Below are 8,260 nucleotides of genomic sequence, written 5' to 3'. Positions count from 1 at the left end.
GGGGCGGAGAGCCTGTCGGCTCTTAAGTTGGCCTGGCGGCCAACTACGGGCCTGACGGCCCGTAAAGTGACATGTCGTCATGCCTGGCGGCATGACTGTGTGTTGGCTGAGTTGGCCCTGACGGGCCAACGGGGAAAGAGGCGGGCCCCGCTGTCGCATGTTCAGGTGTCACGCCTGGCGGCATGACGGTGGGGTGCCGGACTGGTTCGGTCCCTGCCCTGCCGGGCAGGTTCGGGCACAGGTGCGGTCTCGGCGCCTGCGGCGCCGTGATGTCGTAAGGATTTTTTAGACAGTTATCCGGTTCCTCTCCCCCACCCGCAGTCCTGGCGGGTGGGCTTTGGCCCTGACGGGCCAACAGAACGGAGCCGCGAGGCACGCCTGCCGGCGTGTCCGATTTCTTGTAGCGCCCCCGCTGCCGCGGGGGGGGGGCGTCTTCGCCGGTTTTGGAGTGCGTTGTCAGTCCCGGCATGTATGTTCCGGAAGCTGTTGGCCCGTCTGGAATGAGCCCCGAATACCACTGGTGGGGCGTGGAGGGGTGATGAGCTGTGCCTGTCAGCCAACATGTTGCCGCTCGGAGGATCATTACCGCTGCTCTGCGGGCCGGAGCGGCGTGGATCAACCGGGTTGAGGAGCCTCGTGCGTGGCGGGAGTTGTCTCGTATGCACGGGGTGCTCCTGTCGAGTCTGCCGGTGGGGGCAGGCCCTTCTACTCCTGCCGAGATGATCGATTTACTGCCGGTGCGCTTGCGGGAGTGGGTGCCATTGGCGTGGGACGAGCTTCCTTCTGTAATGGGGGATTTGGTTGTCCTGACGGACAACGGCGAGCTGACCGAGGAGGCCTTCGAAGCGGGGATGAACTATCTGGAGGCTCTGTACGGGGACGACGGATACTTCGATCTCGGTGGGACGTGGCTTCCGGCGTGGGTTCGGCAGACGGCGGAGCAAACGGAGCGGGCTGCTTTCCGGCACATCCGCTCTGATGGACAGGCTGGCTATGTGGCCGCGCGGACCATGCTGACCGAGGTGCCGTACGGCACGGAGCTCGCGTTGGTCGAGGCGTACTCGCGTCGTGGTGCGGCACGGATGGACGTGTATCGGCCTGTTCCCTCGGACCGGGTGTGGGCGGGGGCGTCGTCGTGGTTCTGGCCATGCCCGCAGTGCCGGTATCCGATGGTGCTGCGGAGTGGGCAGTTGCGGTGTGAGTATCCGCCGCATCAGAGCCGGTTCGGCCTCGTCCCGGGCAGCGGGAAGCGGGGTGGACCGCCAGTACTGACCGGTGGGCGGAACCGGTTGACGACGGCTGCGGAGCCGGCGGAGGGCCTGTTGTGCCTGGACTGGGGGGTGTGGCGGTACATCACCTGTCCTGGGCTGAGTGAGGTGGGCCTGATGCAGTGGCTCGAGAAGCAGCAGGAGGTGCGGGTCGAGCGCTGGGAGAACCTGGATGAGTGGGATGTCGGGGTGTACCTGGCGGACGGGCACCGCTGGAGGGTGGACGTCAAGGACCATCAGGACGCGCAGACGATCATCGACAGGCCGCCTGCTGGGGAGACGGTGGTCGTGCCCAACTACCGGCGTAGCCAGGTCAGTCAGCTGCAGTCCGGGCTCGATGCTCTGCGGACTGCTGACGGGCAGCGCTACAGCGTGTTCACGGTCAGCCGTTTCAGGGCGGCTGTGACCCGGCGGTTGAAGGGGATGGGTGCATGACGTCGCCGAAGAATGCGAAGTACTCCATCAGCGTGCCGCTGACGTTGCGGGCGGTGATCCTGCTAGCTGCGCGAGTGTTCCCCAACCGGGCGCTGGAGGATCAGGCGGCGTGGCGGCAGGTAGTGGATTTGACCGATGCGCACTTCCTGGCCACGGGGCAGATGCATCTGTGGGACGGCTGGTCTTCTCTGGCCCTGCCCGATCAGGTGCGGATCACGCGGATGCTGCGGCAGCGGCCGGCGGTCCTTGCCTCTCGTTCGGTGTTTGTCACGGAGACGGCAGCGATCCTGGACAGTGGTGAGACGGTCGAGTTCGCCCCGGCCGACGGGGAGAAGCAGGTGCTGATCCTCCCTGTGGGCGATGAGGAAGCCCTCATCGATGCCTTGTTGGACGAGCTTGAGGAGAACGCGGCCAAGGGGCAGGTGCTGCCCAAGCCTGCGCCGCCCGGCTCCTACGTCAGCGACTTACGGATCAGGGATCCGCTCAGTCCCTCTGGCCGGGTGGTGGACGTCTTCTACGACCTCGACTACCAAGGGCCCCCTGCTCCCAGCGTGGTGCAGGAGCTGGGCGACGCCCCCGTCGCGGACGAGGTGATGATCCCTTTCGCCGACCTGGACGAGATCGCGGGCCGACTCGATGAGCTGCGCGGGCAGGACTACCGGCGCAAGGCGGTCGCGGATATCCGGCGGCACGCCTGCGGCCGTGACGGCATGGGCGTGGGCGAGGTCCTGCGCGTCCAGGCCGGGCCACTGCGGGTCTTCCACGCCCCCACCGGAATGGGCAAGAACGTCCTCAGTGAACTCGTCGCGGTGTGGTGCGCCCGGCAGGGCTTGGTGATCTCGCTGGTAGTTCCGCAGAGCGCGCAGGTCCTGGCCACGGTGTACCGGCTGCGGCAGGATCTGGCCGATCTGGAGGTCTCCGCGCAGGTCACGCCGGTCGTCTCTCCCGCCTCCATGATGGATCTGGCCGAGCAGACAGCCGGCAATCCGCAGGACAATGCGGACTTCAGGACCTGGGTGTACCGGGAGATGTCTTACAGCTGCCCCCTGACCGGGCATGCCACCACCTCCTCCGAAGCGGTGGACGCGTGGAGGCCGGGTAAGGAGCCGTGCGACCAGCTCAAGCCCAACGGGCCGAAGGCGGACAAGGCCCTGGCCTGCCCGTGGCGCGGCGGCTGTGGGAAGTTCCGCCACCACCGGGCCACGGTGTCGGCGGACATCCTCGTCACCAACCATGCCAACTTCCTCACCGGGCACATCCACGCGCCCGTTACGGCTCGGCCTGCCCCGGGGCGGCGGATGACCACCGAGCAGCTGCTGCTGCACCGCAGTCATCTGATCATCATCGACGAGGCCGATGCCTTGCAGGCGCGGGCTTTCGACCAGGCGGCCCGTCAGGTGCTGCTGGCCCAGGACGGTGCGGAGCGCACCCCGGTACGCGAGCTCGACAGCCAGTTCCGGCGGCACTGCCACCGGCTGCCGATGAGCCTTGAGCAGTACCTGCGGCCGCTGATCAACCACCTGGTGTGGCTGGCCGAGTCCTACGTGTCCCATCTCGTCGGCGGGGTCATTCATCCCGACCGGGAGCGGCGCAGCATGGTGGTGCCGCGCCGCTGGGATGGGATGTTCGCCTCCCGGATCTTTGGGCTGGAGGCTGGGGAGCGGCCCACGGAGCGGCAGATGCAGGCGGTCAACCAGCTCTACAAGCGGGAGGGGCCGCTGGAGTTCGTCGATGAGGTCGAGGGGCTGGTCGAGCTGAGGGAGCCTTTGTCCTCGGTCACGGATCTGGCCGGTGGGTCGGACCGTCTCACCCACGCCACCTTGAAACGGATCGGGGAAGCGTTTTCGGCGATCACCGGTGAGACGGACGAGAAGCGGCTGTCCTCGCTGGCACTGCTGGCGGCCCGGCGTGCGTATCTGGAGGAGATGCGCAGCATCCTGCATCGCATCGTCGGTGTCGCTGCACCGTTGCAGGGAGCGGGGATCTCCGCCGGCAACGACTTGGTGGACGCGCTGGCCTCGCACGTGCCGTGGCGGGCTGCCCCTTACGGTCCTTTGGGGCGTGCACTGTTCGCGTTCTCCGAGACGTTCGATCCTGGCGACCGGCACCAGACGGCGCTGCGGCTGAAGTCCTATGTCGGGGATCCGCACGCTCACCTGGCCTACCTGGGAGAGGTGACCGCGCTCGCCCATACCGGCACCCGCCGGGCGGTGATCGGGATGTCCGCGACGGCGTTCATGCCGTATGCGCCGCGTCATCACCTCCTGCCGGAGCCGGCCTGGTACGTGCCGGACGACGTCAATGGAAGCCTCACCGTCGAGCTGCAGGCTGGCCAGGACAACGGGGCGGGCATCGTGGTGTCCGGCACCGACGGGGTGAACCGGGAGCGTGCCTATACGGCCATGGGGCGCAGCGTCGGTCAGGACCTTCCCGCGCAGCTCGACGCGGTGGCTGCCGACCCTGCCACTGCGCACCGTGCGTATGCGCTGCTCGCGCCGACCGCCTACGACGCTGGTCCCGCGCTCGCCCGCGGCATGGTCGAGGTGGGGGTCGCGGCGTCGGAGATCTGTGTGGCGGTGCGGCCGCAGGAGATGGCTTCGTTGGAACGGATGCCGCCCGGTTGGGTGCCCATCCCCAGCAACCGGCTCGAGCAGTTCCCCCACGGCGTGGGTCATGGCCGGTGCCGGTATCTGATCGCTCCCATGGCACGGGTCGAGCGTGGCCTGAACATCGTCGACCGTGACGGGCGCTCCTTGCTGCATGTGGCCTGTCTGGTCAACCGGCCCATTCCGGTGATGGAGGACCCGCCGGTGCTGCTGTCCCTGGTCAACTCTCTCGCCTACCGGCGGCGGCGGCCCGGTCCGGAGCCCGCGGTGGAGCTGGAGCGGCTGCGGATCGTGGCGGGGCAGATCTTCGATGACATCCGCAGCGGGCAGGGCTACTTCAAGTCGATGGGCGAGGACGTAAAGCTCGCCGTGGTCGCGGAGATCCTTACCCGGCTGATCCAGCTGGGCGGGCGCACCCGGCGCGGCGGGGATCACGGGCGGCTGCGGCTGCTGGACGCCGCCTTCACTCAGACCGCTGCCGACTCCACGCTGCCCGCCCTCCTTGAGCAGTTGCGCGGGAAGTGGCAGGACAAGGGCCACATGCCGCTGATCGAGGCCGTCTACCGCACCACCATGACCGATGCCCTGCTGGGGCTGGCGGAGTACTCCCCCACCGCATACGAGGAAGAGGAGTTGGGCGAATGGTGAGTGATGACCGCGGCCGCCTGTTCACCCTGTCCTTCGCGCTGGATGACCGGCTGTTGGGCACGGTGTACGTCTATCCCCAGGACGAGGCGTTCGCGCCGGCGTGGCGGCGGCTGCCGAAGCCGCGGGGCAGGGACGCCGTGCAGCCGATCGCGTCCCTGCAGACGGCGGCGCGTGCCGTGACCGGGGAGCGGCTGGTGTTCACCAACCCTGACCGGCCCGCCAGGACGGGCCGGTGGGCCGGGCGGAGCGTGATTGTCACGCCCGGGGCGCTGGACGGGGCCGTGGTGCGGACTCTGATGCGGGAGTGGGAGACGCGGTTGGAGGGGCATGACGGCCGTGACACCCTCGCGGCCCTGCTGGAGCTGTCCGACGACGGGCCCCAGCCGCTCAGTTCTCTGCTGCACCGCGACGCCATGGGGCGGATCACCGGTCCCCGCTGGGCGTTCAGGGTGGCGGGGTGGCGGCTGGCGAGCATGCTGGCCGTCCGGCCGCTCCCGCTCGACGAGTCGCTGCCCGCACTGCGGTTCCACCTCGACAGCGAGGGCGACCTGCTGGCGTGGCAGGCCCCGCTGGTCCACGAGCGGACGTGGATCGACGAGGAGAGCGGCAAACGCCGGCGTATCGCCGGCTACGCCATGGAGCGCATCCACATCGAGGTCGAACCCTCCCCGGGCGGGAAGACGCTCATCGCGCATCTGTCGGCGCGTATCTCGCGCGTCGCCACTCATTACAAGGGCATCCGCAACGTCCTGCTGTGCCATCCCGTCAACCCTGACATCATCCTCAAGGCCCCGATCACCACCCGGTGGGAGAAGGGTCCGGACGGATTCATGCAGCCCGCGGCCGTCCTCTACCGCGGGGCGACGGCACAGATCGTCGAGGCCTGCGGTGTCGGCCGCCTGCCCCAGCCACCCCTGACGGGGCTGGACGAGCTGACAGAGGTGCGTGGAGTGCACCGCACGGGCAAGCACCCGATCGACAAGGGCGCGGGGGCGATGTTCCACGCCCGGCTCGAGGAGCACGCCGGGCAGGTTCTTGGTCAGGAGCCTGTGGTGTACTCCGGGACATCTATCAAGATCACCAAGCCGGGCGGGAGCCTGTCTCCCTACGTGCCGGCCGGCAAGATGGCCGACGCCATGGCTGGCGCCCGCCTCGATACGGTGCGCACCGTAGTGCTGTACGAGTCGGCGCCGTGGCGCGCGCGGGTGATGGGGCAGCTGGCCCGAGACTATGTTCGGCCCGAACTGGCTGATTTGCCCGACGAGCAGCCGGTGGTCTTGGCGCCCGGGTATGAGCTGGTGGCGGTGCGGCTGCCCGAGCTGGTCTGCCACGGCGGCCACGACCGCAGCCTGATCCTGAACACTCTGCCCTGGTTCAAGCCTGGTGCCGGGCGGGCGCTGGTCACGGCCCTGTGTGAGACGCGCTATCGAAGCGAGCAGGAGAAGGAAGCGGGGGTGACGGATGCCAAGCACGCGCTCAAAGGGCTTTTCGCCGAGCGTGGCATCCCCTCGCAGTTCATCACCATGGACTCCGACCCGGGTGACCCGTACCGGCTCAACACGCCCGAGAAGGTCGCGCGGTCCAGGGCCCGCAATGCGGGTCTGCCGAAGCCGGACGTCGCCTACAAGGACGATCATGCGGTGCAGATCGCGCTCGGCAGCCTGCACTCCGACTCCGGCATCATCGACAACCGTCTGGCCGCCACCGCCTTCCACCGCAACGCCAAGGACACCGCCCTGGACCGGGAGGCCGTGGTGGTGGGGCTGTGGACGCGCCACCACCGCTTCGACGAGCGTCCCGGCCGTCCCCGTAAGCCGGCCGTGCTGGCCATCACGCTGGTCGCCATGCGGATTCCGCTCGGTGAGGACGCCTACTGGCCCACACTCATGTACAGCGACCAGGGCTGGCTCCCCCTGGCCCGGGCACGGGCCTTGCACCATGCCGGTCCCATCGGTAAGAGAGGGCATCACCTGCGGGAGGACCGCGGGGGCCCGGAGAACGTGCGCACCTATGTGGACCGGGCGTTGGCCGCTCTCAGCAACCGGTTTCCGATCATCGTCTTCGCCGAGGAGCGTGAGCGGATCTGGCCCGGTCTGTGCAACGACCGGCTCGGGGACGGCACTGTTCCCGGGCAAAGCCTGATCGCCCAGGGGTGGGATGTGGCGGTCGTACGGGTCGGCAATGGGCAGGGCACACCCCAGCCGTCACGGCGCACCGGTGGCGGGGGCAAGCTGCCGACCAACCCGTTGCAGCCGGTCATGCCGGAGAAAATCCTCTACCGTCACGATCACGGGGATGTGGTGTCCTGGCTGTTTTCCGGGCAGTCCCGCCAGCACGCCGGCGGCCAGCGCACCGGTACCCAGTACACGCGCCGCACCCTGCCCGGCGGGCAACTGGCGCAGATGGGTGCTCCTTTCCATGCCATGACCCGCACCGAGTACGTGGTCGCCCGCCGTGGTGGCTGGCGTGAGGAGCAACTGGTCGGCCTTGCCGCGCGGGTCTCGGAGCAGGCGGCGATGTGGGACGGGCGGACCAACCTTCCTGCGCCGCTGCATCTGGCCAAGAGCGCTGATGAGAAGCATCCCGGCTTCGTCGATCAGGAAGGGTTGGGCGGGTAGAGCGTAGGGCGTGGGCGTCGCGGGCTGCTGGAGCCCCTCACGGCGGTGCGGGGCTAGCTCGCGTCTCCAGGGCCTGCGGACCGGCCTGTCGACGCCGCCCTACCGCTCGGCTTCCGCCAGTGCGAGCAGCCGCCCGGCCCTTCCGCCCTGAGCAGCTTGATCGCCTTCTGCTCCACGCGGTAGGCATCCACGTCCGTGGCAAACTCGATCTGAGCGAACGGCACCCAGCCGTGGCTCTGGAACCGGACAACGCGGTCCTCGCGGGTCCGCAGTCCAGTGATCCCGATCTTCACGGCGCCGTACTCGGCGTGGGAGAGGACGTACAGGCGGGCCGGGGCGCCCGGGTCCAGCCCCTAACGCACGCAGTGCTGGCAGCACTCGCCCCTGTTCCGGACGTTGTTCAGCCTGGGGGCTGAGATCTTCTGGCACCGCTACGGAGTGGTGGCCTGTCGTGTCGCCGCTCCTGTGGAGGTCGTGGATGCCGTCGGTCGTGGGCTGCCGGAACAGCGCGAGCTCGTCGCTCGCCGTCGTGGACGAGCTGAGGGAGGAGGCCGACCGGATCCAGGCCGAACTGGCCCTGGCCGAGCGGTCAGCGGCGGAAGAACGCGTAGACCCGGTCCCACGGCGGGAAATCCCCGGCCGTCGCCCGCCACTTGATCCCGTTGTCCACGAGATGGCGGATCGC

3 protein-coding genes are annotated in these 8,260 nt (G+C 68.7%); all 3 read left to right on the top strand.

Annotated features, from left to right (window positions below; all coding sequences use genetic code 11):
• Nucleotides 1-545: 545 nt before the first annotated feature.
• The 3 genes from ACWCPM_RS34235 to ACWCPM_RS34225 are packed head-to-tail and all read left to right on the top strand — an operon-like array spanning nt 546 to nt 7,575.
• Nucleotides 546-1,703, top strand: a complete 1,158-nt coding sequence (locus ACWCPM_RS34235) for a restriction endonuclease-related protein (protein ID WP_450980170.1) — start codon at nt 546-548, stop codon at nt 1,701-1,703.
• On the top strand, nt 1,700-4,957 hold the full coding sequence (locus ACWCPM_RS34230) for a hypothetical protein (RefSeq protein WP_450980169.1): 3,258 nt from the start codon (nt 1,700-1,702) through the stop codon (nt 4,955-4,957). Before ACWCPM_RS34235 ends, ACWCPM_RS34230 begins: the two co-directional genes overlap by 4 nt.
• A complete protein-coding gene (locus tag ACWCPM_RS34225) occupies nt 4,951-7,575 on the top strand; it encodes an RNaseH domain-containing protein (RefSeq protein ID WP_450980168.1) in 2,625 nt (874 codons plus the stop codon). Before ACWCPM_RS34230 ends, ACWCPM_RS34225 begins: the two co-directional genes overlap by 7 nt.
• Nucleotides 7,576-8,260: the final 685 nt, after the last annotated feature.

It is taken from the genome of Streptomyces sp. NPDC002309 (genome assembly GCF_053593375.1).
This window is presented reverse-complemented; position numbering and strand designations above follow the sequence as displayed.

What these genes read in the sequence shown, in the direction of transcription:
- ACWCPM_RS34225 (WP_450980168.1), top strand. Translation starts at nt 4,951, where the DNA reads ATGGTGAGTGATGACCGCGGCCGCCTGTTCACCCTGTCCTTCGCGCTG.
- ACWCPM_RS34230 (WP_450980169.1), top strand. Translation starts at nt 1,700, where the DNA reads ATGACGTCGCCGAAGAATGCGAAGTACTCCATCAGCGTGCCGCTGACG.